A 25,410-nucleotide genomic window follows, 5' to 3' on the forward strand; every position below is an offset into this window, starting at 1 on the left:
GCCCCCTCACACGATCGGGTCGTGGACGGTGACGAGCTTGGTGCCGTCCGGGAAGGTCGCCTCGACCTGGACGTCGTGGATCATCTCGGGGATGCCCTCCATGACGTCGTCCCGCGTGAGCAGCTTGCGCCCCGAGGACATGAGCTCCGCGACCGTGCGGCCGTCGCGGGCGCCCTCGAGGATGTGCGACGTGATGAGCGCGACCGCCTCGGGGTGGTTGAGCTTCAGCCCGCGGGCCCGGCGCTTCTCGGCGACGTCGGCCGCCACGTGGATGAGCAGCCGCTCTTGCTCGTGCGGGGTCAGTTGCACGTCCCACCTCACAGTCCTCGCTCCGGACCGTGCGGGGTCCGGTTGCCGCAGCCGCCACGGGGCAAAGTGCCAGGTGGCGTGGATCGGCAGGCTAGTTGGACCGAGTTTCGGGCACGTTAACCAAGCTGTGATCCCTCGGTCGCTCCCTGGTCGTCCCGCATGCTCATCAGCGCCCGCAGTCCTTCCCGGAGTACGTCGACCGGGGCAGGCCCGAAGAGGGACTGCTGGGCGATGAATCCCAGCACCGCGGCGATCATCGTGCGGGCCACATGGTCCGGCTCCGCGTCGGCAGGCATCATCCCGGCCTCCTGGTAGCCCTCGACGATCCGCGCCCACGCCGTGCGCACCGAGCCGTAGCCCTCCCGCAGGATCGCCGCCAGTTCCTCGTTGCGCAGTGTCTCCGTCCACACCTGGATGACCAGCCGCGGAAACGCGGGCCTGCCGTCGACGACCAGGGACTCGCGGGCGGCGAGCGTCCTGCCGAGGACCGAGGCGACCAGTTCGTCCGGCGGCGGGGGCGGGCTCCGCCGCGCCGCCTCCTCGAAGGCCGCCCGCACCGACCCGAGCACCTCGGCGACGATCGCGCCGATCAGCGCCTCCTTGCCGCTGAAGTAGCGGTACACCGCCCCTGCCGAGAGGTCGACCTCCTTCAGCACGTCCTGCATGGACGTGGCGTGGAAGCCGTTGCGGGCGAAGCAGATCGCGGCGCCGTCGAGGATCTGCCGGCGGCGGGCGTCGAGGTGTTCCTGGGATACGCGGGCCATGGTCCCAAAGTAAAACGAACATTCCTTCTTGACAAGGAGCGGCATCAGCAGGACGGTGGGAGCGTCATCAAAAACGAACGATCCTTCTTTTTAGCCGGGAGACTCCATGCCCACCCCGTCCGCTACGCCGCCCACGTCCGCCGCGCCCCGGCGCCTGATCGCGGTCGTCGTCCTCGTCCCCGTCCTCGCCGCCCTCGCCCTGTGGGCCTTCGCCTGGCCCGCGGCCCGAACCGCTCCACGCGACCTGCCGCTCGGGGTGGCCGGACCGGCCGCCGCCACGGCCCAGGTGGAGAAGCAACTCGGGCGGCACGAGGGTGCGTTCGAGATCCACCGCTACGCCGACGCGGCCGCCGCCCGGGACGCGCTCGAGGACCGGACCGTATACGGCGCGGTCGTCGTGACCCCGCAGGGCCCCGAGCTGCTGACCGCGTCGGCCGCGAGCCCGGCCGTCGCCCAGCTGCTCCAGCAGGCGGTGACCCAGCAGGCCGCGGCCGGGGGCACCCAGGTCAAGACGGTCGACGTCGTCCCCACACCCGGGAACGACCCGCGCGGTGCGGCTCTCGGCGCGAGCGTCCTGCCGCTCGCCCTGGCCGGTATGGCGGCGGGCGCCGCAGTGACCCTGCTCGGACTGCGCGGCATCCGCGCCGTGAGCGCCCTGACCGGTGCCGCCGTCCTGATCGGCGTGGTCGCGGCCGCGCTCGCGCACAGCTGGCTGGGGATCCTCACCGGCGACTGGTGGGCGGAGGCGGGGGTGTTCGCGCTGACGACACTGGCCGTGAGCTCGGCCGTCGCGGGGCTCGCCGCCCTGATCGGCAACGCGGGCATCGGCATCGTGTCGTTCCTGGTGATGTTCCTCGGCAACCCCTTCTCCGGGGCGGCCTCGGCGCCGCAGATGCTGCCCGAGCCGGCCGGCGTCATCGGTCAGTGGCTCCCGCCGGGCGCGGGCACGACCCTGCTGCGCTCGGTGTCCTTCTTCGACGGCGCGGCGGCGATCGGCCCCGCCATGACGCTGACCTGGTGGGCCGCGCTGGGCCTGGGCACCGTACTGCTCGGGAACGCCCTGAGGTCCCGCACGTCCCGAACCGGGCCCGCGGCCGAGAGGGAACTCGCCCCCGTCGGCTGAGCAACCGCCCGGACACACCGAACCGACCGTGCACCCCCGCTGTAGCGGACGGGGGTGCACGGTCCTGTCGTTCCAGGGCGTGGCGGACGGAGGACCGAAAGCCGGCCCGGCGCCCGGACGGGCAGCGGCCCTACGAGGGGCTCGACCCCCGATGCTCCGCGGCGATCCCGAAGCGCTGTCGTTCGCGGGGAGCGGATCCGACCTCGCGGACGCTGGAGACCGCGCTGATCACCTGCTCCTCGGTGAGCTCCGCCGGCTCCCCGAGCTTCTCCAGTCGTTCGAGGTCAGAGGCGGAGACAAGGGCGACGAGGGGCTTTCCGTGGCGCGTCACGACGACGCGCTCACCGCCGTACACCACGCGATTGATCAGTTCGGCGAGCTCAGCCCTGGCTTGCGTCACCGGAATCTCGTAGGCCATGCTCCCTACATTACGTCATGTACGTCCTGTACATTTTTTACAGGCACCCCGGCTAGGGAGCGTGAGTCATGACCCGACCGTCCGCCCGCTATGTACTGCCCGAGTTCACCGAGCGCACGAGTTCAGGCCTCAGGACGCAGGATCCGTACTCGAAACTGCTGGAGGAGCGGATCGTCTTTCTCGGCACACAGATCGACGACACCTCGGCGAACGACGTGATGGCCCAGTTCATGTATCTGGAGCACAAGGACCCCGACCAGGACATCTCGCTCTACATCAATTCGCCGGGCGGCTCGTTCAGCTCCATGTCGGCGATCTACGACACGATGCAGTACGTCACCTGCGACGTGGAGACGATCTGCCTGGGCCAGGCCGGCGCGTCCGGTGCGGTGCTGCTCGCCGCGGGCACGCCGGGGAAGCGGTTCGCACTGCCGGGGGCCCGTGTGGTGATCCATCAGCCGGGGCTGCCAGAGCCGATCGAGGGCCAGGCCAGCGATCTGGCCATCCAGGCCGACGAACTGACGCGGATTCGGACCCGCCTGGAGGAGATGCTCGCCCGGCACACCGGACGCAGCCGCGAGCAGGTGACGCAGGACATCGAGCGGGACAAGATCCTGGGCGCCCAGGAGGCGCTGGAGTACGGGCTGGTGGACCGGATCATCCCGAGTCGCAGGGCGACCCTCGCGCCACCCACGGGGCGGTGATCGACCGGTGCTGCCACCCGAGTTGCCGCCCCTGCCCGCGCTGACCCGTGCGGAGGGCGAGTTGATCGACCGTTATCTCGATGTGGTGGACCTGCTCGGCCGGATCAACCCGGCGCAGGACGGCGACACCTACCGCGGACTGCGTGCCGCCCAGGCGCTCGTCCGCAAGGCGGCCGAGCTGCGGGACGCGCTGGCGCTGATGCATCAGCGGGGCGAGACGGAGCTGCACGCCCCCACGCTCGCGCGTGCGCTGCGCGTGCTGGACGGGGAGCGCCGCACGGCTCGTGTCACGGTGCCGCCACGCTCCGACAGTTGACGACGCGTACGGGCCGGCCCCGGGCGTCTCGATCCCACCGACGAGGCGTCCGGCACAAGGCTGAAACGGACCAAACGGCGTACCCCCAATCGGCGTAGCCATGACTCCTTTTGCGGGCCCGTCAGGGTTGCGCACCGGGCATGAGTCCAGGGCGGAACGAGGCACTCCACCGCTGGTCCGGGACTCCTTCGCCCCCTGGACACCCTCTCGAACACGCGGGTACCCACCCGAACGGGTGAGTGGTGACTAACACCACAAATCCCCGGTTCCGTTGGGTATTTCGCTCATCCGTGCGTCAAGATCCCTGACTGACGACAAGCCCCCGCCACAGCGGCGGGGCGGTCCGGGCGGACGCCGAGTCCTGCCGCCGCCCGGACGACCGGTCGACAGGAGTGGATCGGCAGGAGTGGAGGACCCGAGCAAGACGGGTCGCCGGAGCGGACGTTCGTTCGAACCGAGCAGCCCTTGGGGTGAAGCCGCGACCACGCGGCCGGGCAACTTCGCCAGCCCGAATCCGACAGGTCATCCTTCTCAGGCGGCTGACGAAGGGTTGCGCATGACTGCGCTCAATCGTGTCCCGTCGCTCATGGCCCGGGCCGGTACGGCCTCGGCTCTCACCATCGCCGCCGTGGGCGGCTCGATAGTGGCGCCCGGCTTCACGTCCGAAGCAGAGGCGGCCACACCGGCGACGAAGGCACTTCAGGTCGCGGCCTCCAAGAAGGGCTCCCCGTACAAGTGGGGCGCCACGGGGCCGAGCCGGTTCGACTGCTCCGGGCTGACGCTGTATTCGTTCAAGAAGGCGGGCAAGAAACTGCCCCGCACGGCGGCCCAGCAGTACAACAAGACCCGCCACATCTCCGCCAAGAGCCGCAAGGCCGGAGACCTGGTGTTCTTCCACTCGGGGTCGTACGTCTACCACGTCGGCATCTACGCCGGGAAGGGAAGGATCTGGCACTCCCCCAAGAGCGGGGACGTCGTAAAGCTGCAGAAGATCTGGACCAGGAGCGTCTGGTACGGCCGGGTCAAGTGACCCACCCCGGGGCGATGGCGGCGGCCTGACACGCCGTCATCGCCCTCGGGGCACGAGAAGGGCCGTCAGAGGGCCGTCAGAGGGCCGGCGAGGAGCCCGACGCCGAAGGCCGTCAACGCGACGCCGGTGACGGTCGTGACCGCCCGGGCGACGCGCGGCCGGCGCAGCCACCGCCCGAGCCGGTCGACCAGCAGGGCGACCACCTGGAACCACACCAGCGCGATCGCGAGCACGATCAGGGCGAGCAGCAGCGTCCTGGGCAGCGCGGGAGCGCCCGCGGGCACGAACTGGGGCAGCACGCTGAGGAAGGTGAGGGACGCCTTCGGGTTGAGGGCGTTGGTGACGAAGCCCTGCCGCAGCGGTCGCCCGGTGGAGTCCTCGCGCGTGTCCGCCACTTCACTGCGCCGCTGCCGCAGGGTCTGGACGCCCAGATACAACACATAGAGCCCGCCGACCATTTGGAGCGCACGGAAGAGCGCCGGTACGGCGGCCAGGACCGCGGCGACCCCCAGCACCGCCAGTGCCACGTGCACCAGCAGCCCGGCCCCGATCCCCAGCGCGCAGGCGATGCCGGCCCGGCGCGAGACGAGGGCGTTGCGCACGACGACGGTGAAGTCGGCTCCGGGCATGGCGACGAGGCCGGCGGAGACCCCGGTGAAGGCGATGAGCTGAGCGTCCATGGCCCCCAGCGTGCCGCGCGGAAGCCTTCAGCAGGTATTTCCAATATTCTGGATCAGCCTAAAGCATTGGTTTAGGCTGGCGAGCTCGGACAGACGAGCCCGGACGGATGAGGAGCCCCGCATGTACGACCCGACCAGGCTCGCCGCCCTGGTGGCGGTCGCCGAGGCGGGTTCGATCACCCGGGCGGCCGAGCGGCTCGGCTACACCACCCCCGCGCTCTCCCAGCAGCTGGCCAAGCTGGAGCGCGAGGCGGGTACCGCCCTTCTGGTACGGCACCACCGCGGGGCGCGGCTGACGGGTGCGGGCGAGCTGCTGGTGGCGCGGGCACGGCGGGTGCTCGACGAGCTCGATCGGGCACGGCACGAGCTGGCCCGGCTGACCGGCCTGTCGGGCGGCACGCTCCGGCTCGGCACCTTCCAGACCGCGGGCATCCATCTGCTGCCACCGGCCCTCAGCGCGTTCCGGCGGGCCCATCCGGAGGTGGAGCTGACGGTCGCCGACTACGAACCCTCGGCCGGCGTCGCCGCCGTGGCGGCCGGGGAGGTGGATCTGGCTCTGACGCACGCCTACGAGCCGGGCGACCCGGTCCCGCTCGCGTCCTCGGTCGCCGTCGAGCCGATCCTCGTGGAGGAGCTGGTCCTGGTGTCCGCACCGGGCCACGCCCTCACCAGCGGGACCGCACGGCTGCCGCTGGCCGAGCTCGCCGGGCAGCCGCTGATCAGCATGGCGCCGGACGCTCCGGCCCGGCGGGGCGTGGAGGCGGTGCTGGCCCGGGCGGGGGCCCTGCCCTCGGTGCTGGTGCCGACGCCGGGGTATCTCCTGGTGTGCGCGCTCGCCAGTGCGGGGCTCGGCGTCGCGGTCGTACCGGAGATGGTGGCGCGTACGTCGGTCACACCGGTCGGTGTACGCGCGCTGGAGGGCGCACAGCTGCGCCGTACGATCTCCGTCGCCTTCCGCAGCGAGGAGGCGGCTCCCGCCGCGGACGCCTTCCGGGCTCTGCTGCGCGCCACGTTCGGCCGGTCGCGGCAGCCCTGAGGGGGCTCTCGGCTACGGTTCCTGAGGTCCTGCGGTCGGCACGGGTTCCGCGGGCACCGTCCACGGCAGTTCGATGGAGATGGTCTTGCCGCCTTCGCGCGTCGGGCGCACTCTCAGCTTGCCGCCGCATTCCGCGGTCAGCCAGCGGATGATGACCAGGCCACGGCCATTGTCCTGCTGGACGGCTGCGGGCAGCCGCTTGGGGAAACGCGGGTGGCTGTCGGTGACCCCGATGCGCAGGTGTTCGTCACGGTCGAGCACGAGCTCCACCGTGAAGGTGGGTGACTGGCCGAGGGTGTGCTGTACGGCGTTGGTGGTGAGTTCCGAGACGATCAGGCGGATGGTGTCGGCCACTTCAGTGTCCGGTGGCAGTCCCCACTCCGCGAGGGTGGTGACCACATAGGTCCGGGCCGCGGAGACCGAGGCGGGATCGCTCGGCAGAGTGACGGATGCTTCCAAATGGTCTGCCATGGCGATGTCGTCCCTTTCCCAACGGGACCGCAGTCCGACACGGAGCGGAGGGTTCGAGTACGGTCCCGGACTGGTGCTTCGTCGCCAGACTGCCATTACCAGGGCCGTGACGGTGCCGATCCCCCGAGATATGCATATATCTGTCGCTCGAAGCGGTGAACTCTGCGACGGCAGACCGTATTTGGGCGGCTCGGTTGGAGTAAGGAGTTGCCCATGCAGCACGGTCCCGCGGTGCGCCGCCGGAAACTGGGCGCGGAACTGCGTGCGTTGCGCACCGGGGCGGGGCTCACCAGTGGTGAGGCGGCCCGGCTGGTGGGCTGGCACCAGTCCAAGGTGAGCCGGATCGAGACGGGCGCCAGCGGGGTGAAACCGGCCGATGTGCGGTTACTGCTCGACGTCTACGGCGTTCAGGATGCCCAACTACGTCAGTTGCTGGTGGTGTTGGCGGGCTCGGACGAGGGCGGCGGCCGGGATCACTGGTGGCACGCGTACCGCGGCGTGCTGCCGCCGACGTACCGCGACTTCATCAGCCTGGAGTCCCAGGCGAGCGCGATGCGCACCCTGGAGACCTCCGTGGTGCCCGGGCTGCTGCAGACGCCGGAGTACGCCCGTGCGGTGACCCGGGCCGCGGTGGGCGGGCTCGACGACGACGCCGACGAACGTCTGGACGCGCTGGTCGCGGTCCGTCTGGCCAGGCAGGACGTGCTGCGCGCCGAGCCGCCGCTGGAGCTGAGCGCCGTGCTCGACGAGGCGGTGCTGCGCCGGGAGATCGGCGGGCCCGAGGTGATGGAGCGGCAGTTGAGGCGGCTGATGGAGGCGGCGCGACTGCCGCAAGTCAGGCTGCAGGTCCTGCCGTTCGCGGCCGGCGAGCATATCGGCATCACCGGGCCTTTCGTTATCTTCTCATTTTCGCGCACTTCTGATCTGGATGTGGTTGTTCTCGACCACTTGACGAGTAGCCTCTACCTCGAACGGAAAGAAGACCTCCAGGCCTACACGGAGGCCTTCAACGCCCTTCGGATCCACGCCCTTTCGCCCGAGGAATCGATGGATTACATCGCCGCCCTGGCTGGCGGCGCGTAAGGAGGCACCATGACCGCTCTGCCTCGGAAGGTGAGTTCAAGCACCGAACTGCCTGGTGCACGGTGGCTGCGCAGCAGCTACAGCACCGGAGCCAACAACTGCGTCGAGACGGCACGGCCGCACTCGGGTCCCTGGACCGGACTGCTCGCCGTGCGCGACTCCAAGGACCCGGCCGGACCCGCACTGCTCTTCTCCCCCGAGAGCTGGGCGGGCTTCACGGCGGCGTTCCAGTCCTGAGAATTTCCCGATCAGCCTGACCGATTCCGATCATTTTCGATCGGTTCCGCCGGGCGCGACGGCAGGGCCGTGTCACGCCGACTCATGGTCGTGTCTCGCCGATGACCCGTACAGCGCGTTCGATCTGCCCCTCGGAGAGGTCCGCGCGGGCGGTCAGCCTCAGCCGTGAGATGCCGTCGGGGACGGAAGGGGGTCGGAAACAGCCCACGGCCAGGCCTGCCGCACGGCACTCGGCCGCCCAGCGCACGGCCCCCTCCGGGGACGGCGCGCGCACGGAGACGACCGCCGCGTCCGGCCGTACGGCTTGATGGCCCGCCGCGGTCAGGCGTGCGTGCAGTTCGCTCGCCACCTCGCGGGCCCGTGCCGCGCGCTCCGGCTCGCGGCGCAGCAGTCTCAGTGCCGCCAGGGCCGCGCCCGCCGCCGCGGGGGCGAGGCCCGTATCGAAGATGAAGGTCCGGGCCGCGTTCACCAGGTGGTCGATCACCCGGGCGGGGCCGAGCACGGCGCCGCCCTGGCTGCCCAGCGACTTGGACAGCGTGACCGTGACGACGACGTCGTCGGCGCCCGCGAGCCCCGCCGCGTGCGGGGCGCCGCGGCCGCCGTCGCCGAGCACGCCCAGACCGTGGGCGTCGTCGACGACCAGCCCGGCGCCGTGTTCCCGGCACGCTTCGGCGAACCGGGCCAGCGGGGCCGCGTCGCCGTCGACCGAGAAGACGGTGTCGGACACGACGACGGCGGGCCCGTCGTGCGTCTGGAGCGCCTTGCGCACGGCATCCGGTTCGGAGTGCGCCACGACCTGCGTCGTACCGCGCGCCAGCCGGCAGCCGTCGATCAGCGAGGCGTGGTTGCCGGCGTCGGAGACGATCAGCGAGCCGTGCGGCGCGAGCGCGGTGACCGCGGCGAGGTTGGCCGCGTAGCCGGACGAGAAGACCAGGGCCGCCTCGACGCCGCAGAAGTCGGCCAGCTCGCGCTCCAGCTCGCTGTGCAGCTCGGTCGTGCCGGTCACGAGCCGGGAACCGGTCGCACCGCCGCCCCATGCCCGTGCGGCCCGCGCCGCGCCCTCGGTGACCTCGGAGTGGCGAGCCAGGCCCAGGTAGTCGTTGCTCGCGAGGTCGAGAAGCGGCGATTCGGCGGGGCGGGGGCGCAGGGTCCGCACGAGCCCGGCGCGGCGGCGCAGCTCCGCCTGCTCGTCGATCCAGCCGAACGCCATGACTCCTCCGGGCTTTTGTAGGCAGTGGACAGACACTAGCCGCAGCGGCGGGCCCCCACGGTGTGGCAATACCCACACATCGAATGGACAGGGTTGTGCAAACTCTCCTTGGCTCGGAGCCCCTCCGTACGTCAGGATCAGCTCCCATGGACCTGCTGAACACGCTGGTGGACAAGGGGCTTCGGCGCGAGCTGCCGACCCGCGAGGAAGCCTTGGCCGTCCTCGCCACTTCCGACGACGACCTGCTCGATGTGGTGGCCGCGGCCGGGAAGGTGCGCCGGCAGTGGTTCGGCCGACGGGTGAAACTCAACTATCTCGTCAACCTCAAATCGGGCTTGTGTCCGGAGGACTGCAACTACTGTTCCCAGCGGCTCGGCTCGACCACCGGCATCCTCAAGTACACCTGGCTCAAGCCGGACGAGGCCTCCCAGGCCGCGGCCGCCGGTTTGGCGGGAGGCGCCAAGCGCGTCTGCCTGGTGGCGTCCGGACGCGGCCCGACCGACCGGGACGTGGACCGGGTCTCCAAGACCATCAAGGCGATCAAGGACCAGAACGAGGGCGTCGAGGTGTGCGCCTGCCTCGGTCTCCTCTCCGACGGCCAGGCCGAGCGGCTGCGCGAGGCGGGCGCGGACGCCTACAACCACAACCTCAACACCTCCGAGAGCACGTACGCGGACATCACGACCACGCACACCTACGCCGACCGCGTCGACACCGTGAACAAGGCGCACGCGGCGGGACTCTCGGCCTGCTCGGGCCTGATCGCGGGCATGGGTGAGAGCGACGAGGACCTGGTCGACGTCGTCTACTCGCTGCGCGAGCTGGACCCGGACTCGGTGCCGGTCAACTTCCTGATCCCGGTCGAGGGCACCCCGCTCGCCAAGGAGTGGAACCTCACCCCGCAGCGGTGCCTGCGCATCCTGGCGATGGTGCGGTTCGTCTGTCCCGACGTCGAGGTCCGGATCGCCGGCGGCCGCGAGGTCCATCTGCGCACGATGCAGCCCCTCGCCCTGCACCTGGCCAACTCGATCTTCCTCGGCGACTACCTGACCACCGAGGGCCAGGCCGGCAAGGCCGACCTCGAGATGATCGCGGACGCCGGGTTCGAGGTGGAGGGCACCGACCAGGTGACGCTGCCGGAGCACCGGGCGACGGCCGGCGGCGGGTGCGGCTCGCACGAGAGCGCGGGGTGCGGATCGCACGAAGGTGCCGGGTGCGGGTCGCACGAGAGCGCCGGGTGCGGGTCGCACGAAGGTGGCGGCGTGTGCGGTACGGCCGACCCGGCCGCGCCGGTCGGCGAGCCTCGCACCGACCAGGTCACCGAACCGCGCACCGACCTGGTCGCCGTGCGCCGCCGGGGCGCCGGAACGGACCTCGCACCCAATGCCTGACCCGCGTCACGGGGCCGGCCTGACCGTGCCCGAGCTGCTGGAGCTGGACCGGCGGCACGTCTGGCATCCGTACGGTCCGATGCCCGGCCGTACCGAGCCGCTCGTCGTGGAGTCGGCGAGCGGGGTGCGGCTTACCTTGGCGGACGGCTCGGGCGAACTGGTCGACGGCATGTCGTCCTGGTGGTCGGCGATCCACGGCTACAACCACCCGGTGCTCAACGACGCCGCGCGCGAGCAGCTGTCGCGGATGAGCCATGTGATGTTCGGCGGGCTCACCCACGAGCCCGCCGTGCGCCTGGCGAAGCTTCTTGTCGACATGTCGCCCGACGGTCTGGAGCACGTCTTCCTCGCGGACTCCGGGTCGGTGTCGGTCGAGGTCGCGGTCAAGATGTGCCTGCAGTACTGGCGTTCGCTGGGGCGCCCCGGCAAGCAGCGGCTGCTGACCTGGCGCGGCGGCTACCACGGCGACACCTGGCAGCCGATGTCGGTGTGCGACCCCGAGGGCGGAATGCACGAGCTGTGGACCGGGGTGCTCCAGCGCCAGGTGTTCGCGGACCCGCCGCCGGCCGAGTACGAGGAGTCGTACGCCGATGGGCTGCGCTCCCTCATCGAGCGGCACGCCGACGAACTGGCGGCGGTGATCGTCGAGCCGGTCGTGCAGGGCGCGGGCGGGATGCGGTTCCACTCCCCCGCGTATCTGCGGGTGCTGCGCGAGGCGTGCGACGCGCACGACGTGCTGCTGGTGTTCGACGAGATCGCGACCGGGTTCGGACGCACGGGTGCACTGTTCGCGGCGGACCACGCGGCGGTGACGCCGGACGTGATGTGCGTGGGCAAGGCGCTGACCGGCGGCTACCTGACGATGGCCGCGACGCTGTGCACATCGCGCGTGGCGGACGGGATCTCGCGGGGCGAGGTGCCGGTCCTGGCCCACGGCCCGACGTTCATGGGCAACCCGCTCGCCGCCGCGGTCGCCTGCGCCTCGATCGAGTTGCTTCTCGGCCAGGACTGGCCGGCCGAGGTCAAGCGGATCGAGGCGGGGCTGCGTGAGGGGCTCGCCCCCGCGGCGGACATCCCGGGCGTCAAGGACGTACGGGTCCTCGGTGCGATCGGGGTCGTGCAACTCGACCACGCCGTCGACATGAAGGCGGCGACGGCGGCCGCCGTGCGCGAGGGCGTGTGGCTGCGGCCGTTCCGCGACCTCGTCTACACGATGCCGCCGTACGTCACGGGCGACGCGGACGTGGCACGGATCGGCCGCGCGGTGTGCGCGGCAGTGCGGGAAGGATGAACATGCCGATCCTGGTGATCACAGGGACGGGCACGGAGGTCGGCAAGACGGTCACCACCGCCGCGGTCGCCGCGGCGGCGCAGGCCGCGGGCCGGTCGGTGGCGGTGCTCAAGGCCGCGCAGACCGGCGTACGGCCGGACGAGTGCGGGGACGCCCAGGAGGTGGCGCGGCTCGCGGGCGCCGTTACGACCACCGAACTCGCCCGCTATCCCGACCCGTTGGCCCCGGCGACGGCGGCGCGACGGGCCGGCCGGCCTGCGGTGCGCCCGCAGGAGATCGCCGAGGCGGCCGCCAAGCTGGCCACCGAGCACGACCTGGTGCTGGTGGAGGGGGCGGGCGGACTGCTCGTCCGCTTCGACGACACGGGCGGCACGCTCGCGGACGCGGCCGAGCTGATGGCGGCGCCGGTCCTCGTGGTGGCCTCGGCGGGCCTCGGCACGCTGAACACGACAGAGCTGACGGCGCGTGAACTGCGCTCACGCCGAACTGACTTGCTGGGCGTGGTGATCGGCAGCTGGCCTGCGGCACCGGATCTGGCGTCGCGCTGCAATGTCGCGGACCTGCCGGACGTGGCGGGGGCGCCGCTGCTGGGTGCGGTGCCCGCAGGCGCGGGGGCGCTGGCACCGGCCGACTTCCGCGGTGCGGCGCCGGGTTGGCTGGCGCCGCGGTTGTTCGGGACGTGGGATGCGGAGGGGTTCCGAGGGCGGGAGGGGGCGTGACGCCTGAAGCTCCCGCCGAGTGGGACGACCTGATCGACACGTGGGACGAGATCCGCCAGGGCTACTACCTCGGCGATGCGCCTGAGGTGGTGCTCGACTGCGCGAAGAACCTCGAGGCGAGCGTCCGAGCCGACAGCGCGGACACCGCTCTGTGGACCCTCGGACTGGTGCTGACAGGGCCCTGTGTGATCTACGCCCGTCCGGACGCGGCGGCCGAGGCTCGTGCGCTGGAGGCGATGGGCACCGTCGAGCAGGCTCTCGGAGGGGCGACCTGCACCCATGACGAGCATCCGTGTGACGGCATGCCGCTCGACGACGAGTTGGACAACCTTCGCGATGTCCTGGAAATGCTGGTCCGCCCGGACCGGGACGCTGCGAGGGAGATCTGGGCCTGCCCGCGCAATCTCGCCGGGTTCGCCCGCGCCTTCACCGACGCCTGGCCGGCCTAGCCTCCCGCACTCTCGTCGACCTCGGCGATGAGCCGGACCAGCTCGATACGGGAGCGAATCCCCAGGCGGCTGAAGACGCCCCGCAGGTGGTGGTCGATGGTGCGCGGGCTGAGGGCGAGGCGTGCGGCGATCTCGCGGTTGGTGGCTCCCTCGGCGGCCATCCGGGCGACCAGGAGCTGCTGGGCCGTGAGGCCGGCGGCCGGGCTGCCGGGGCCGGTTCGCGTGGGGGTGGCCGGGGTGCCCAGGGCGCGCAGTTCACAACGGGCCTGGGCCGCGCAGTGCGGAGCACCGAAGGAGTCGAAGGCTTCCAGTGCGCTGTGCAGGCGGTCGCGTGCCTCCGTACGGCGGCGCAGTCGGCGCAGGGCGCTGCCGAACAGCAGCTCCGTGCGGGCGCGTTCGAAGTCACGAGTGCCGTGGGAGTGCAGGTCGAGGGCCACACGGTAGTGGTCCACGGCTTCCGCGCCGGGCGTGAGCAGGGCTCGGCAACGGGCGCTCAGGGCCAGGTCGTCGGGGCTGCGCACGGCGTTCGCCCAGTGGTGGTAGTCGGCGTGCGCGACGCGGGCGACCCGGGTGTCGCCGGTGCGGACGGCGGCCTCCACGTAGTGCGGGGTGGCCAGGTGACGGACGGCCCGGTGGCCGTGCCCGGGGCCGAACCCGGCCAGGGCGCGCAGTCGGGCGGCCGCGGCGGCGAAGCGCCCGCTGCTCAGGTCGAGGACGGCGAGCGCCCACTGGGCGAGCGCGGCGGGCAGGCCCAGGCCACGGGCGAGGGCGTACGACCGTGCGCTCGCGGCGCGTTCGCGGCAGAGGTCCGAGTCTCCGGTGAGCGCCGAGAACATGGCCAGGGCCGCCTGCAGGTGACAGGCGCCGTTGTCCTGACCGGTGGCGTGGGCCTGCCACAACGCGTCCGCGGCGGCGGCCTCACCGGCACGGGGGCGTCCCGTCCAGAAGTCGGCGTACGCACGGAACTCCATGGCCTGCGACACGGTCACCAAAGTGCCCCGAGCCCGGGCGGAGACGGCCGCACGGATGGTCGCGGTGGCCGCGCGCCCGTGGTCGCCGAGGAGCAGGGCGGCGATCCCCGCGTGGAGGAGAACGGTGGGATCACCCCCTGGCCCGCACCGCCCGGCTGCCGCCTTCAGCAGCTCCCGCGCATCCTCGTACCGCCCGTCGGACGCCGCCACCAGCCCGCCCATCGTCCCAGGCGGGACGGCCCCGAGCCGATCGGCAACCCGGGCGGCCTCGCGCAGGCGACGCAGGTCTCCGGTGTAGATGGCGGCTTCGGTGGCGCGTGCGAGGAGGTGGGTGGCGGAGGCATCCACGGCACTGATCACCGCTCCCCCCGATGCAACGGACCCCACTGCGCCCTCCCCCTTCCCGCCGTCACCCCCCGCCCGCACCACTGCCGCAAGCAACGCGTCGAACGCCTCCCCCGCGTTCCCCGCCCGCAGGGCGAGCACCCCGGTCAGGGCGTCCTCGGCGCCGGCAGCCGCCAACCGCCGTGCCCGGTCACCGTCGCCCGATCGCCAGGCGTACCCGGCCGCCCGGGACAGCAGGCGGGCCTGCTCGGACGGTTCGGGGCACAGGGCTGCGGCCCGCTCCGCCAACGCCCGTGCCAAGGGGAGGCGCCTTGCAGCGGCTGCCTTGCGCGCGGCGGAGCCGAGCTCCGCAGCGAGCCGGCCACTGGGGCCGGGCGCGCCGGCACCCCGGTGCCAGGAGCGCCACGGCGTCTCGCCCGCGCCGCCCAGCACACGGGCGAGCAGGCGGTGGACGTCGCGGCGGTCGGCCGGGGACGCCGTCTCGTAGGCCGCGATCCGCGTCCACGCGTCACGGAACACCACCCCGCCGGCACCCGCGTGTGCGATCCCGGCAGCCTCGGCGGCGTCCAGGGACCGGGTGTCGAGGCGGGCGGCCATGACGGCGCGCAGGAAGGCGTCGGTGGGGACCGGGTACTGGTCGGCCGCGGCGAGGAGCAACAGCAGACGGGTGTCGTCCGGCAACGTCTGTATCTCCGCCCGGCGTTCACGCAGCAGGGCAGGGGCCAGCTCGGCCGGGTCCGTGGGCAGCGGGTCGAGGCCTGTCGCCTGACGGCCGGTCAGACGGGGAACGAGTTCGGCGGCGGCGCGCGGATCGCCGTACACGGCACGCAGCACCCGTACACCGACCCCGTCCGCAAGGGTGGCTGCCAGCTCGCGCCATGTGTCCGTGAGGTGCTGCGGCGAAGTGCGGTCAAGAGGTGGGGGGTTCACCGGTGTCACCACACACATGACGTTACTGGCGGGTTATTTGAACCGTAAAGACCGGCGATTACACCGATGCGGCGCGCGTAGACCCGGCTCGACACTCCTGACAACCCCACACGTTTCAGGAGGCATCATGCAGCGCCACAAGCGTCGCATCGCCACGGCCGCCTCGGCCCTGGCCGCATCGCTCCTTCTGTCACTGTCCCTCTCCCCCACACCCGCGCACGCCGCGACCCATGACCCCGTCGTCTTCGTGCACGGCCTGAGCAGCTCGGCGAGCAGCTGGGACGACTGGGCCGGTTACTTCGAGGCCGACGGTTACACGGCGGCCGAGCTGGACGCCTGGTCGTACGACTGGGCCCAGTCCAACGCCACCACCGCCCAGCAGCTCGCGACCGAGATCAGAAACGTGCTCGCACGGACCGGCGCCTCGAAGGTCGACCTGGTCGTCCACTCGCTGGGCGCGCTCAGCTCCCGCTACTACCTCAAGAACCTCGGCGGCACGTCGTACGTCGACGACTTCGTCTCCACGGCCGGGGTGAACCACGGCACGTCCACCGCCTCGTGGTGCGCGTGGCTGTACACCTCCTGCGCGGAGATGAACACCGGCAGTTCGTTCCTCACCGCCCTGAACTCCGGCGACGAGACCCCGGGCGGCGTGTCGTACGCCAGCTACTGGTCGAACTGCGACGAGGCACTCACGCCCGACACCACGGCGATCCTCAGTGGCGCGACGAACGTCGAGGTCGGCTGTGTCTCGCACACCGACATGAACAACGACCACGGCGTGTACGAGCAGGTCCGGGACTTCATCGGCTGAGCCGGCCCGGAACGGCAGCCACCGCAACGGCGGGGGGTGCGTCGGCCCCGTACGGGGGACAATCAGGGTGAGTCCCGTCCCGCCCGGGAGGTCCACATGGCCCTACGGTCCCCACGGTCCGCCGCCTCCGGCAAGGTGCCACGAGATGCCGTGCACCACCCGCTGTTCGCCCGCTTCTACGCCCGGACCAGCGTCAATGCCGAGACCCGGATGGGTATGGGCGGGGTCCGCGACCGGCTGCTGGCCGGGCTGTCCGGCCGGGTGATCGAGATCGGCGCGGGCAACGGCCTGAACTTCGCGCACTATCCGAGTGCCGTCTCGGAGGTCGTCGCCATCGAACCGGAGCGCCTGCTTCGGCAGTTGGCGGTGGAGTCGGCGCTACGGGCGGGCGTGCCCGTGGACGTCGTGCCGGGCGCGGCGGAGGCGCTGCCGGTCAAGAGCGAGGCCTTCGACGCCGTGGTGCTCTCGCTGGTGCTGTGCAGCGTGCGGGACGTGCCGCGGGCGCTCGGTGAGGTACGGCGGGTGCTGCGGCCCGGCGGGGTCGTGCGGTTCTTCGAGCACGGCCGGGGCGGCGGGCGCGGCATGCTCCTCACTCAGCGCGCCCTTGACCGGACGGTGTGGCCGCTGGTGAGCGGCGGCTGTCATGTCTCCCGCGACCCGGTCGGGGCGCTGCGCGGGGCCGGCTTCGAACTCGGCCCCGTCCGGCGGGTGATGATGCCGGAGCGTGGGCCCACGTTGCCCTCGTCGTACTGCGCGCTCGGGACGGCGTGGCGACCGCCGATCAGCGAGTAGTCACAGGCTCCACTGCCGCAGTTCCCGCGCGATGTCGTGCACCGTCGCCTCGCCGCTCTTCACCAGCCGGGCCAGGTCGCGCACCTGCTCGGGCGAGGTGACGACCTTGAGTCCGCTGGCGACCAGATAGGCGTAGGCGACGGCGGAGGCGAACAGGGCGTTGGAGCGCTCCAACGCGGGGACGTGGATGAGGAGCTGGAGCAGGGAGGCGGCTCGGGTCTGCGGGCTGTCGTAGACAGGGACGTCGAATATCTCGGCCTCATGGCGTGCCACGGCGGCGACGAGGGCTCCCCAGTCGGTGACCTGGGGGTCCCCCGGCGTGTTCTGTTCGGCGAGCATCAGCAGCCAGGCGAGGTCGATGTTCAGATGGCTCAACGGATCAGTGGCGACCTTCGCGCGTGCCCTCACGGTCCGCGCCGAACTCCTCGGCGAACACGGACTCGTACTGCTTCATGAAGTCGGCGGCGGCTTCCACGAACGTGTTGCCGACCTCGCCGGTGTCCTGCATGACCAGCTCCTCGATGTAGCGGTTGACGCTCACACCTCGGGCCAGCGCGCGTTCGCGGGCGGCGCGGGCCGTGCCCTCGTCCACTCTCACGTTCAACTGGGTCTTCGCCATACTTCGAAGCTAGCGCGATTGCGCTAGCACGGCAAGGGTCCCACCCTGACGATCGGCAGAGACCGACGGAGCGACCCGGATCGGCGGATACGGCGGATGTCCCTTACATCGATATCAGGGACCCGACCTGGGACGGAGACGGACCAGGACCTCGGAGGGATACCGGGTGTGCGGTGGATCACACTAGTCTCGGCGGTGACGGCGAGTCGTTCCGTCCGTGAGGAGGCGGTCTTGTCCACAGCAGCTGCCCAGTACGCCCCGGGCCCCGCATCGGCCGACGGCATCGCGGCCCGCGCCCGCGGTCTGACCAAGGCGTACGGCTCGGGTGAGACCACGGTGCTCGCCCTCGACTCGGTGGACGTGGACATCGCGCGCGGGCGCTTCACCGCGGTCATGGGGCCGTCGGGCTCCGGCAAGTCCACGCTGATGCACTGTCTGGCGGGCCTGGACAACGTCTCGGCGGGGCACGTGTGGCTCGGCGACACCGAGATCACCGGGCTGAAGGAGCGTGAGCTGACCCGGCTGCGGCGGGACCGGATCGGGTTCATGTTCCAGTCGTTCAACCTGATTCCGACCCTGAACGCGGTCGAGAACATCACGCTGCCCATGGACATCGCGGGCAAGAAGCCCGACGAGAAGTGGCTGGACCAGGTGATCGACACACTCGGGCTGCGGGACCGCCTCAAGCACCGGCCGTCCCAGCTCTCGGGTGGCCAGCAGCAACGCGTCGCCTGCGCCCGCGCGCTGGCCTCGCGGCCGGAGCTGATCTTCGCGGACGAGCCGACCGGCAATCTCGACTCACGAGCAGGCCTGGAGGTGCTCGGCTTCCTGCGCGAGGCCGTCGACCAGCTCGGGCAGACCGTCGTCATGGTCACCCACGACCCGGGCGCCGCCGCCCACTCCGACCTGGTGCTCTTCCTGGGCGACGGGCGGATCGTCGACGAGATGGAACGGCCGACGGCGGATGCCGTACTGGAGCGGATGAAGCGTTTCGACGTGACCCGCGGCCCATTCGACGGCGGCGGGCCCGCGCCGGGGGCGATTCCCGACAACCGGCCCTCGTCCGCCTCGCCCGCGCCGTCCGAGTGGCCCGCCCCGCCCGAGGAGCGCTGAACCGGTGCTCAAGGCGACACTCAGGAGCTTCCTCGCCCACAAGGGGCGGCTGCTGCTCTCCGCCCTGGCGGTGATCCTGTCCGTCGCGTTCGTCGCGGGCAGCCTGATCTTCTCGGACACCGTCAGCCGCACCTTCGACCGGCTCTTCGCCTCGACGGCCGCCGACGTCACCGTCACCCCGAAGGAGACCTTCGACGAGACGATCCCCTCCGGGCAGACCCTGACCCTGCCGGCCGCGCTCGCCGACCGGCTGGCCCAGGTCGATGGCGTCGCGGCGGCACGCCCGGACGTGGACGTGGAGGGCCTGACCGTCGTCGACAAGAACCGCGAGTCGGTGGGCCCGACCACCGGCGCCCCGACCCTCGGCACCGCCTGGAACCCGACCGAGCGCAGCCCGGTGGAGCTCACCTCCGGGCACGCCCCCGAGGGCGACGCGCAGGTGCTGATCGACGCGGAGACCGCCGACAGCAAGGACGTACGGATCGGCGACCGTCTCACGGTCATCGGGCAGGAGGGCTCCTTCCCGGTCGAGGTCGTCGGCATCGCCACCTTCACCACCACCAACCCCGGCGCGGCACTGGTCTTCTTCGACACCGACGCGGCACAGACGAGGCTCCTCGGCGATCCGCAGGCGGCGACCAGCATCTCGCTGGACGCGGCCGAGGGGGTCAGCGACGCGGACCTCAAGAGGCGGGTGGCCGAGCAGCTCGGCGGTGACTCCGGCGCCTACGAACTGCGGACCGCCGACGAGCAGGCCGAGTCGGACGTCGAACAGCTGGGCGGGTTCCTCGACATCATCAAGTACGTCATGCTCGGCTTCGCCGGGATCGCCGTACTTGTCGGCGTCTTCCTCATCGTCAACACCTTCTCCATGCTGATCGCCCAGCGCACCCGCGAGCTGGGCCTCCTGCGGGCCCTCGGCGCGGACCGGCGCCAGGTGCGGCGCTCGGTGCTCGCCGAGGCGCTGCTGCTCGGCCTGGTCGGCTCGACGCTGGGCCTCGCGGCCGGCATCGGGCTGGCCGTCGCGCTCATCGAGCTGATGGGCCTGCTCGGCATGAACATCAGGGCCGCAGAGATGGTCGTCGGCTGGGGGACGCCGGTGGTCGCGTACGTCGTCGGCCTCGGAGTCACCTTCGTCGCGGCCTACCTCCCTGCCCGGCGCGCGGCGGGCGTCTCGCCGATGGCGGCCCTCGCGGACGCCGAGATCGCCGACATCGGACGGCCGCTGCGGCTGCGGGCGGTCGTGGGCGCGGTGGTCGGGACGGCCGGGGCGGCGGCACTCGTGGGCTGTGCCGTGTCGTCGAAGACATCGACGGCGGCGTCCCTGCTGGGCCTCGGCGTCATCCTGACGCTCATCGCCACCGTGATCGCCGGACCGCTGCTCGTACGGCCCGTGATCCGGGTCCTCGGCGGGGCCTTCCCCGCGCTGTTCGGCTCGATCGGCCGGATGAGCCAGCGCAACGCCCTGCGCAATCCGCGCCGCACCGGCGCCACGGCCGCCGCCCTGATGGTCGGCCTCGCGCTGGTCGGCGGGATGTCGGTGGCGAGCGCCTCGATGACCAAGTCGTTCGACGAACAGATCGACAAGACGCTGGGCGCCGACTTCGTGGTGCAGAACAGCAACTTCGTGCCGTTCCCCCGGGAGATCACCGAGCGGATCCGGGACACCGAGGGTGTGGGCCTCGTCGTGCGCTCGCAGTTCACGACGATCGCGGTGGGCCTGCCGGACGGCGACCGCGTGCAGACGACCGCCGCCGCCTACGAACCGCAGCTCGACGAGGTCGCCAACATCACCTACGCGCAGGGCGACAGCCCGGCGGCCCTCGCGGCCGGGCACCTCGCCATGGACAAGGACTTCGCCGAGGACCACGGCGTACGCATCGGCAGCACCGTCCCCGTCGAGTTCCAGGGCGACCGGCGGGCCGAGCTGACGGTGGGCGCCCTCACCGACCAGGAGTCCGCCGACGGGTTCGGCTCCCAGGGCGGGATCTACTTCGGCCTGGCCACGCTGGAGAAGTACGCGCCGGGCGGGCAGGACGCCGCCGTGTACGTCAACGCCGCCACCGGCACGAGCGCCGACGACCTGCGGGCCGGCCTGGAGAAGACGCTCGACCCGTACCCCCAGGTGCAGGTCCGGGACATCGCCGACTACAAGGAGCTGGTGCACAACCAGATCGCCGTGCTGCTCTACCTCGTTTACGCCCTGCTCGGCCTCGCGATCATCATCGCGGTGCTCGGCGTGGTCAACACCCTCGCGCTGTCGGTCGTCGAGCGCACCCGGGAGATCGGGCTGCTCAGGGCCATCGGACTCGCCCGGCGGCAACTGCGCCGCATGATCCGCCTGGAGTCGGTGGTGATCGCCGTGTTCGGCGCGGTCCTCGGGCTCGCGCTGGGGCTGGTGTGGGGGGTGTGCACCCAGCAGGTGCTGGCGTTGCAGGGCATGACGGCGCTGGCGATCCCCTGGGGCACGATCGTGGCCGTGGTGATCGGCTCGGCGGTGGTGGGCGTCGTGGCGGCGCTGCTGCCCGCGTTGCGTGCATCGCGCATGAATGTGCTGGCGGCCATCGCACACGAGTGATGAAATCGCGGCAGCTGCTCAAGTCCCTGCAAAGTCAGGAGAGTTCATGTCGCGACCCGTGGACCCGCGTGCGTTCCGCTTCGGCGTCAACCTGATGACCGCCGCCCCTGCCGACGAGTGGCGCGCCAAGTGCCGCCGGGCCGAGGAACTCGGCTACGACGTGATCCTGGTCCCGGACCATCTGGGCATGCCCGCGCCGTTCCCGGCCCTGGTCGCGGCGGCCGAGGCGACCGAGCGGCCGCGCCTGGGCACATTCGTGCTCAACGCGGGGTTCTGGAACCCGGCCCTGCTCGCCCGGGAGGTGGCGACGACCGACGCGCTGACGGGCGGTCGGCTGGAACTGGGGCTGGGCGCGGGTTATGTGCAGGCGGAGCACGATACGGCGGGTCTTGCGTTCGGCACTCCTCGCGAGCGCGTGGACCATCTGCGGCGCACGGTGGAGGAACTCGGTCGGCTGCTCGGGGCCGAGTCGTACCAGCCGCGGCCGGCGCAGCAGCCGCGGGTGCCGCTGCTGGTCGGCGGCAACGGCGACCGCGTCCTGCGGCTGACCGCCGAGCACGCCGACATCGCGGCGTTCGGGGGCGCCTACCCGGACCCGAAGAGCTCGACCGGCCGACTGCTCCCGGTCACGGCCGAGCAGCTCGACGAACGGGTGGCCCGCTACCGGAAGTTCGCGGCGGGCCGAGCGGAACCCGCCGAGCTGAACCTGCTCCTGCAGATGGTGACCGTCACGGAGGACCGCGAGGCCGTGATCCAGCCGCTCCTCGACCGGGTGCCGGAGCTGACCCTGGAGCAGGCCCTGGCGCTGCCCATCATCATGACCGGCACCCTGGACCAGATCACCGCGCAGGTGCTGTCCCAGCGCGAGCGGTACGGCTTCTCGTATCTGACGGTCCTCGAGCCGTACATGGAGGCGTTCGCCCCGGTGATGGCGCGGCTGCGCGGCAAGTAGCCGTCCGGATGCCGGAATCCCGCTACTTGGGCTGCCGTCCGTGATGGGATCACGGCATGACTGATCTGCGGATACGGCCCGCGACGGCCGACGACCTCGACAGCGTGCTGGCCTTCTGGAAGACGGCCGCCGAGGGCACGAGCATCAGTGACGACCGGGACGGTGTGGAGCGGCTGGTCGGCCGCGATCCCGCGGCGCTGATCCTGGCGGAGCTGGACGGCGAGCTGGTCGGCACGGTGATCGCGGGCTTCGACGGCTGGCGCTGCCATCTGTACCGGCTGGCGGTGCACCCGCAACGCCGCCGCCGGGGCGTCGGCTCGGCACTGCTGGCCGCCGCGGAGGAGCGGTTCGTACGGCTGGGAGGGCGCCGTGGCGACGCGATGGTGCTCCAGCGCAACGAGAGCGCGCACCATGCCTGGCGCGCGGCCGGGTACTCGCCGGAGGACCAGTGGCGGCGGTGGGTGAAGCCGCTGAACGACTGAACCGCCTCGGACAGGGATCAGACACGGACCACATACCGAACTACTTTGCCCGTCCTTTACTATTGCTGGACCACTTCGGTCCTCCAGTGAAAGGTGTGAGCGTCCGCCCATGGGCGAGCCTCCCAGTACCCGACATCGCGCGATCCTCCCCACCCTGTCCGACCATGGGACGGAGGTGACCCGATGACCGAAGTGCTCCTCCTGCTGGTGGCGATCCTGCTGTCGCTCGCCTGCGGTGCCTTCGTCGCGGCGGAGTTCTCGCTGACCACGGTCGAGCGCAGCGAGCTGGAGCGGGCCGTGGAACGCGGCGAACGGGGCGCGTCCGGTGCCCTGAAGGCCGTACGGAATCTGACGTTCCAGCTCTCCGGTGCGCAGCTCGGCATCACGGTCACCAACCTGGTCGTCGGCATGCTCGCCGAGCCGTCGATCGCGAGGCTCATCGCGGGCCCGCTGGAGTCGATCGGCATCTCCCACTCGGCGGCCGGTTCGATCGCGCTGGTGATCGGCACTGCGCTGTCGACCATCGTGCTGATGGTCGTCGGCGAGCTGGTGCCCAAGAACTGGGCGATCTCCTCGCCCCTGGCCGTGGCCAAGCGGGTCGGAAACGCACAGCGCTGGTTCAGCGCGATCTTCCGCCCCTTCATCACCCACCTCAACAACACGGCGAACCGCATCGTCCGCCGCTTCGGCGTGGAGCCCACCGAGGAGCTGGCCGCCGCGCGCGGACCCCAGGAGCTGGCCGCCCTCGCCCGGCACTCCGCCCGTGAGGGTGCGCTGGAGGCGGACACCGCCGAGCTCTTCGTGCGGACGCTCAACCTTGCCGACCTGACCGCGGAGAACGTCATGACCCCGCGCGTCCAGGTCGTCGCCCTCGACGCCCAGGCGACCTGCGAGGACGTGGCGAACGCGACCCGGGCGACCGGGCTGTCCCGGTTCCCCGTCTACCGCGGCAGCCTCGACTCGGTCGTAGGGACCGCGCACATCAAGGACATCCTGGCGGTGCCCGCCGCGAGCCGTCCGCGCGTCTCCGTCGCCGAGCTGATGCGCGAGCCGCTCCTCGTCCCCGAGACACTCACCGTCGACCGGCTCCTGGACCGGCTGTCCGGCAAGCGCACCATGGCCGTGGTGATCGACGAGTACGGCGGCACGGCGGGCGTGGCAACGCTGGAGGACATCGTCGAGGAGGTCGTCGGCGAGGTGCGGGACGAGCACGACCCGCACGAGACACCCGACCTCGCCCACGCGGGCAGCGACGACGAGGGCCGGGCGCTGTACTCGGCCGACGGCTCGGCGCGGGTGGACCAGCTCGCGCGCGTAGGACTGAGGGCGCCCGACGGGCCGTACGAGACCCTGGCTGGCCTCGTCGCGACGGAGCTCGGCCGCATCCCCGCGGAAGGTGACTGTGTCGAGGTCGCCGGCTGGCGCCTCGACGTCGTGGACGCCGCGGGGCGCAGAGCCGCGCGGGTGCTGATGCACGCGCCACTCGACGCGGCGGAGCAGGACGAGAAGGAGGGCGAGCGATGACCGCCGTACAGCTGCTCATCGGTTTCGCCACGCTGGTCGTGAACGCCTTCTTCGTGGGCGCCGAGTTCGCGCTCATCTCCGTACGGCGCTCGCAGATCGAGCCGTACGCCGACCAGGGCGACCGACGCGCCAAGAGCGTGCTGTGGGGTCTGCAGCACGTGTCCGCGCTGATGGCGGCGGCACAGCTCGGCATCACGCTGTGCACGCTGGTGCTCGGTGTGGTCGCGGAGCCCGCCATCGAGCACCTGCTGGAGCCGGTGTTCCACGCGGTGGGCGTGCCGGAGGGCGCGGGGCACGTGGTGTCCTTCGTGATCGCGCTGACGCTGGCCACGTATCTGCACATGCTGCTCGGCGAGATGGTGCCGAAGAACATCGCGCTGGCCGAGCCGGTGCGCAGCGCCCTGATGCTCGGCCCGCCGCTGGTCACGCTGTCGCGGGCGCTGCGGCCGGTGATCTTCACGATCAACGCTTTCGCCAACGCGCTCCTGAAACTGCTGCGGGTCGAGACCAAGGACGAGGTCACCGCCACGTTCTCGGACGCCGAGCTGGCTCGCCTGGTGCGGGACTCCGGCGAGGCCGGCCTCATCGACGAGCGTGCGCGGGAACGGCTGCACGACGCCCTGGAACTGGGCCGCAGGCCGGTGCGCGACGTGGTGCTTCCGCTGGAACGCGTCGTCTACGCGCGCGTGGGCGTCACGCCGGAGGAGCTGGAGGGGCTGTCGGCCGAGTCGGGCTTCTCCCGCTTCCCGGTCGTCGACTCCGGCCGCCACATCGTCGGCTATCTGCATGTGAAGGACGCGCTGGACGCCTCCCCGCGGGACGTGCCGTTCCAGGTGGACGACATGCGGCCCATCGCGCGCGTACGGGAGAGCACCCCGCTGGACGACGTGCTCACCGCCATGCGCGGCAGCCGTACGCATCTGGCGGCCGTGCTGGGGAGCGACGGGCGGCTGGGCGGGGTGGTGACCATGGAGGACGTGCTGCGGGAGCTGTTCGGTCAGCGGGCGTAAGTCCGGCGAGGGAGGCCGACCGACCGACGGGTATGTGCACGGGATACCA

Annotated in this window: 28 protein-coding genes and 1 riboswitch; of the genes, 19 read left to right on the forward strand and 9 right to left on the reverse strand. The window is 71.5% G+C overall.

Going from position 1 to position 25,410, the window contains the following annotated elements; translation table 11 throughout:
• Positions 1–6: 6 nt before the first annotated feature.
• Together ACFY5C_RS24190 and ACFY5C_RS24195 are read right to left on the reverse strand one after the other, a co-directional pair.
• Positions 7–309, reverse strand: coding sequence for an urease subunit gamma (locus ACFY5C_RS24190; RefSeq protein WP_010988499.1), 303 nt, complete (start codon positions 307–309; stop codon positions 7–9).
• A 116-nt stretch (positions 310–425) separates the two neighbouring features.
• Entirely contained in the window at positions 426–1,073 is a 648-nt protein-coding gene (locus tag ACFY5C_RS24195; RefSeq protein ID WP_389447406.1) for a TetR/AcrR family transcriptional regulator, read from the reverse strand.
• Positions 1,074–1,179: 106 nt separating this feature from the next.
• Between ACFY5C_RS24195 and ACFY5C_RS24200 the strand changes: the two genes are divergently transcribed.
• A complete protein-coding gene (locus ACFY5C_RS24200; protein WP_389447408.1) occupies positions 1,180–2,196 on the forward strand; it encodes an ABC transporter permease in 1,017 nt (338 codons plus the stop codon).
• A 130-nt stretch (positions 2,197–2,326) separates the two neighbouring features.
• On the opposite strand, the gene ACFY5C_RS24205 is transcribed toward ACFY5C_RS24200, so the two are convergent.
• On the reverse strand, positions 2,327–2,614 hold the full coding sequence (locus tag ACFY5C_RS24205) for a type II toxin-antitoxin system Phd/YefM family antitoxin (protein ID WP_383599320.1): 288 nt from the start codon (positions 2,612–2,614) through the stop codon (positions 2,327–2,329).
• A 68-nt stretch (positions 2,615–2,682) separates the two neighbouring features.
• Between ACFY5C_RS24205 and ACFY5C_RS24210 the strand changes: the two genes are divergently transcribed.
• From ACFY5C_RS24210 to ACFY5C_RS24220, 3 genes are all read left to right on the forward strand, one after another.
• Positions 2,683–3,318, forward strand: coding sequence for an ATP-dependent Clp protease proteolytic subunit (locus ACFY5C_RS24210; RefSeq protein ID WP_389447410.1), 636 nt, complete (start codon positions 2,683–2,685; stop codon positions 3,316–3,318).
• A gap of 7 nt (positions 3,319–3,325) precedes the next feature.
• Positions 3,326–3,634 (forward strand): hypothetical protein, encoded by a 309-nt coding sequence (locus ACFY5C_RS24215; RefSeq protein ID WP_369269637.1) that lies wholly within the window; start codon positions 3,326–3,328, stop codon positions 3,632–3,634.
• Between the two features lie 420 nt (positions 3,635–4,054).
• Positions 4,055–4,188, forward strand: a riboswitch (cyclic di-AMP (ydaO/yuaA leader).
• Positions 4,189–4,190: 2 nt separating this feature from the next.
• The gene (locus ACFY5C_RS24220) at positions 4,191–4,664 is read left to right on the forward strand and encodes a C40 family peptidase (protein WP_389447412.1); all 474 of its coding nucleotides are present in this window, start codon (positions 4,191–4,193) and stop codon (positions 4,662–4,664) included.
• A gap of 65 nt (positions 4,665–4,729) precedes the next feature.
• Here ACFY5C_RS24220 and ACFY5C_RS24225 read toward each other — a convergent pair whose 3' ends face one another.
• On the reverse strand, positions 4,730–5,344 hold the full coding sequence (locus ACFY5C_RS24225) for a LysE family translocator (protein WP_389447414.1): 615 nt from the start codon (positions 5,342–5,344) through the stop codon (positions 4,730–4,732).
• A gap of 121 nt (positions 5,345–5,465) precedes the next feature.
• Here ACFY5C_RS24225 and ACFY5C_RS24230 point away from each other — a divergent pair, with 121 nt between their 5' ends.
• Positions 5,466–6,380 (forward strand): LysR family transcriptional regulator, encoded by a 915-nt coding sequence (locus ACFY5C_RS24230; RefSeq protein ID WP_389447416.1) that lies wholly within the window; start codon positions 5,466–5,468, stop codon positions 6,378–6,380.
• 12 nt (positions 6,381–6,392) lie between these two features.
• Here ACFY5C_RS24230 and ACFY5C_RS24235 read toward each other — a convergent pair whose 3' ends face one another.
• Positions 6,393–6,851 carry an ATP-binding protein gene (locus tag ACFY5C_RS24235; protein ID WP_389447418.1) on the reverse strand — a complete coding sequence of 153 codons (459 nt, stop codon included), beginning with the start codon at positions 6,849–6,851 and terminating at the stop codon, positions 6,393–6,395.
• Positions 6,852–7,064: 213 nt separating this feature from the next.
• On the opposite strand from ACFY5C_RS24235, the gene ACFY5C_RS24240 reads away from it, so the two are divergent.
• Together ACFY5C_RS24240 and ACFY5C_RS24245 are read left to right on the forward strand one after the other, a co-directional pair.
• Complete coding sequence (locus ACFY5C_RS24240) at positions 7,065–7,934, forward strand: helix-turn-helix domain-containing protein (protein WP_389447419.1); 870 nt, start codon at positions 7,065–7,067, stop codon at positions 7,932–7,934.
• A 9-nt stretch (positions 7,935–7,943) separates the two neighbouring features.
• A complete protein-coding gene (locus ACFY5C_RS24245; RefSeq protein WP_389447421.1) occupies positions 7,944–8,171 on the forward strand; it encodes a DUF397 domain-containing protein in 228 nt (75 codons plus the stop codon).
• An 82-nt stretch (positions 8,172–8,253) separates the two neighbouring features.
• On the opposite strand, the gene ACFY5C_RS24250 is transcribed toward ACFY5C_RS24245, so the two are convergent.
• Positions 8,254–9,381 carry an 8-amino-7-oxononanoate synthase gene (locus ACFY5C_RS24250; RefSeq protein WP_389447423.1) on the reverse strand — a complete coding sequence of 376 codons (1,128 nt, stop codon included), beginning with the start codon at positions 9,379–9,381 and terminating at the stop codon, positions 8,254–8,256.
• A gap of 146 nt (positions 9,382–9,527) precedes the next feature.
• Between ACFY5C_RS24250 and bioB the strand changes: the two genes are divergently transcribed.
• Genes bioB through ACFY5C_RS24270 form a run of 4 tightly spaced genes read left to right on the forward strand, consistent with a single transcriptional unit; the run spans position 9,528 to position 13,231 of the window.
• A complete protein-coding gene (bioB, locus tag ACFY5C_RS24255) occupies positions 9,528–10,772 on the forward strand; it encodes a biotin synthase BioB (protein ID WP_389447425.1) in 1,245 nt (414 codons plus the stop codon).
• Positions 10,765–12,063, forward strand: coding sequence for an adenosylmethionine--8-amino-7-oxononanoate transaminase (locus tag ACFY5C_RS24260; protein WP_389447426.1), 1,299 nt, complete (start codon positions 10,765–10,767; stop codon positions 12,061–12,063). The genes bioB and ACFY5C_RS24260 overlap by 8 nt, the downstream gene beginning before the upstream one ends.
• A 2-nt stretch (positions 12,064–12,065) precedes the next feature.
• Complete coding sequence (gene bioD, locus ACFY5C_RS24265) at positions 12,066–12,782, forward strand: dethiobiotin synthase (RefSeq protein WP_389447428.1); 717 nt, start codon at positions 12,066–12,068, stop codon at positions 12,780–12,782.
• On the forward strand, positions 12,779–13,231 hold the full coding sequence (locus ACFY5C_RS24270; RefSeq protein WP_389447430.1) for a hypothetical protein: 453 nt from the start codon (positions 12,779–12,781) through the stop codon (positions 13,229–13,231). The genes bioD and ACFY5C_RS24270 overlap by 4 nt, the downstream gene beginning before the upstream one ends.
• On the opposite strand, the gene ACFY5C_RS24275 is transcribed toward ACFY5C_RS24270, so the two are convergent.
• On the reverse strand, positions 13,228–15,489 hold the full coding sequence (locus tag ACFY5C_RS24275) for a LuxR C-terminal-related transcriptional regulator (protein WP_389447431.1): 2,262 nt from the start codon (positions 15,487–15,489) through the stop codon (positions 13,228–13,230). The two genes, ACFY5C_RS24270 and ACFY5C_RS24275, sit on opposite strands and share 4 nt — an antisense overlap.
• 115 nt (positions 15,490–15,604) lie before the next feature.
• On the opposite strand from ACFY5C_RS24275, the gene ACFY5C_RS24280 reads away from it, so the two are divergent.
• Together ACFY5C_RS24280 and ACFY5C_RS24285 are read left to right on the forward strand one after the other, a co-directional pair.
• Positions 15,605–16,291 (forward strand): esterase/lipase family protein, encoded by a 687-nt coding sequence (locus ACFY5C_RS24280; protein ID WP_389447433.1) that lies wholly within the window; start codon positions 15,605–15,607, stop codon positions 16,289–16,291.
• A 96-nt stretch (positions 16,292–16,387) separates the two neighbouring features.
• Positions 16,388–17,083: a class I SAM-dependent methyltransferase gene (locus tag ACFY5C_RS24285; RefSeq protein ID WP_389447435.1), complete on the forward strand. Its 696-nt coding sequence runs from the start codon at positions 16,388–16,390 to the stop codon at positions 17,081–17,083.
• On the opposite strand, the gene ACFY5C_RS24290 is transcribed toward ACFY5C_RS24285, so the two are convergent.
• Together ACFY5C_RS24290 and ACFY5C_RS24295 are read right to left on the reverse strand one after the other, a co-directional pair.
• Positions 17,084–17,458 (reverse strand): fic family toxin-antitoxin system, toxin component, encoded by a 375-nt coding sequence (locus ACFY5C_RS24290; RefSeq protein WP_328429210.1) that lies wholly within the window; start codon positions 17,456–17,458, stop codon positions 17,084–17,086. It abuts the gene before it with no gap.
• Between the two features lie 4 nt (positions 17,459–17,462).
• The gene (locus tag ACFY5C_RS24295; protein WP_328429209.1) at positions 17,463–17,702 is read right to left on the reverse strand and encodes a toxin-antitoxin system HicB family antitoxin; all 240 of its coding nucleotides are present in this window, start codon (positions 17,700–17,702) and stop codon (positions 17,463–17,465) included.
• Between the two features lie 231 nt (positions 17,703–17,933).
• Here ACFY5C_RS24295 and ACFY5C_RS24300 point away from each other — a divergent pair, with 231 nt between their 5' ends.
• From ACFY5C_RS24300 to ACFY5C_RS24325, 6 genes are all read left to right on the forward strand, one after another.
• Positions 17,934–18,815, forward strand: coding sequence for an ABC transporter ATP-binding protein (locus tag ACFY5C_RS24300; RefSeq protein WP_389447436.1), 882 nt, complete (start codon positions 17,934–17,936; stop codon positions 18,813–18,815).
• Positions 18,816–18,819: 4 nt separating this feature from the next.
• Positions 18,820–21,393 (forward strand): ABC transporter permease, encoded by a 2,574-nt coding sequence (locus ACFY5C_RS24305; protein WP_389447438.1) that lies wholly within the window; start codon positions 18,820–18,822, stop codon positions 21,391–21,393.
• Between the two features lie 46 nt (positions 21,394–21,439).
• Entirely contained in the window at positions 21,440–22,345 is a 906-nt protein-coding gene (locus ACFY5C_RS24310) for an LLM class F420-dependent oxidoreductase (protein WP_389447440.1), read from the forward strand.
• Positions 22,346–22,401: 56 nt separating this feature from the next.
• Complete coding sequence (locus ACFY5C_RS24315; protein ID WP_389447442.1) at positions 22,402–22,827, forward strand: GNAT family N-acetyltransferase; 426 nt, start codon at positions 22,402–22,404, stop codon at positions 22,825–22,827.
• A 183-nt stretch (positions 22,828–23,010) separates the two neighbouring features.
• Positions 23,011–24,351: a hemolysin family protein gene (locus ACFY5C_RS24320; protein ID WP_389447444.1), complete on the forward strand. Its 1,341-nt coding sequence runs from the start codon at positions 23,011–23,013 to the stop codon at positions 24,349–24,351.
• Positions 24,348–25,361 (forward strand): hemolysin family protein, encoded by a 1,014-nt coding sequence (locus ACFY5C_RS24325; RefSeq protein ID WP_389447446.1) that lies wholly within the window; start codon positions 24,348–24,350, stop codon positions 25,359–25,361. Before ACFY5C_RS24320 ends, ACFY5C_RS24325 begins: the two co-directional genes overlap by 4 nt.
• The last annotated feature ends 49 nt before the right edge of the window (positions 25,362–25,410 follow it).

This window comes from Streptomyces sp. NPDC012935, assembly GCF_042900345.1.
Classification (GTDB): domain Bacteria; phylum Actinomycetota; class Actinomycetes; order Streptomycetales; family Streptomycetaceae; genus Streptomyces.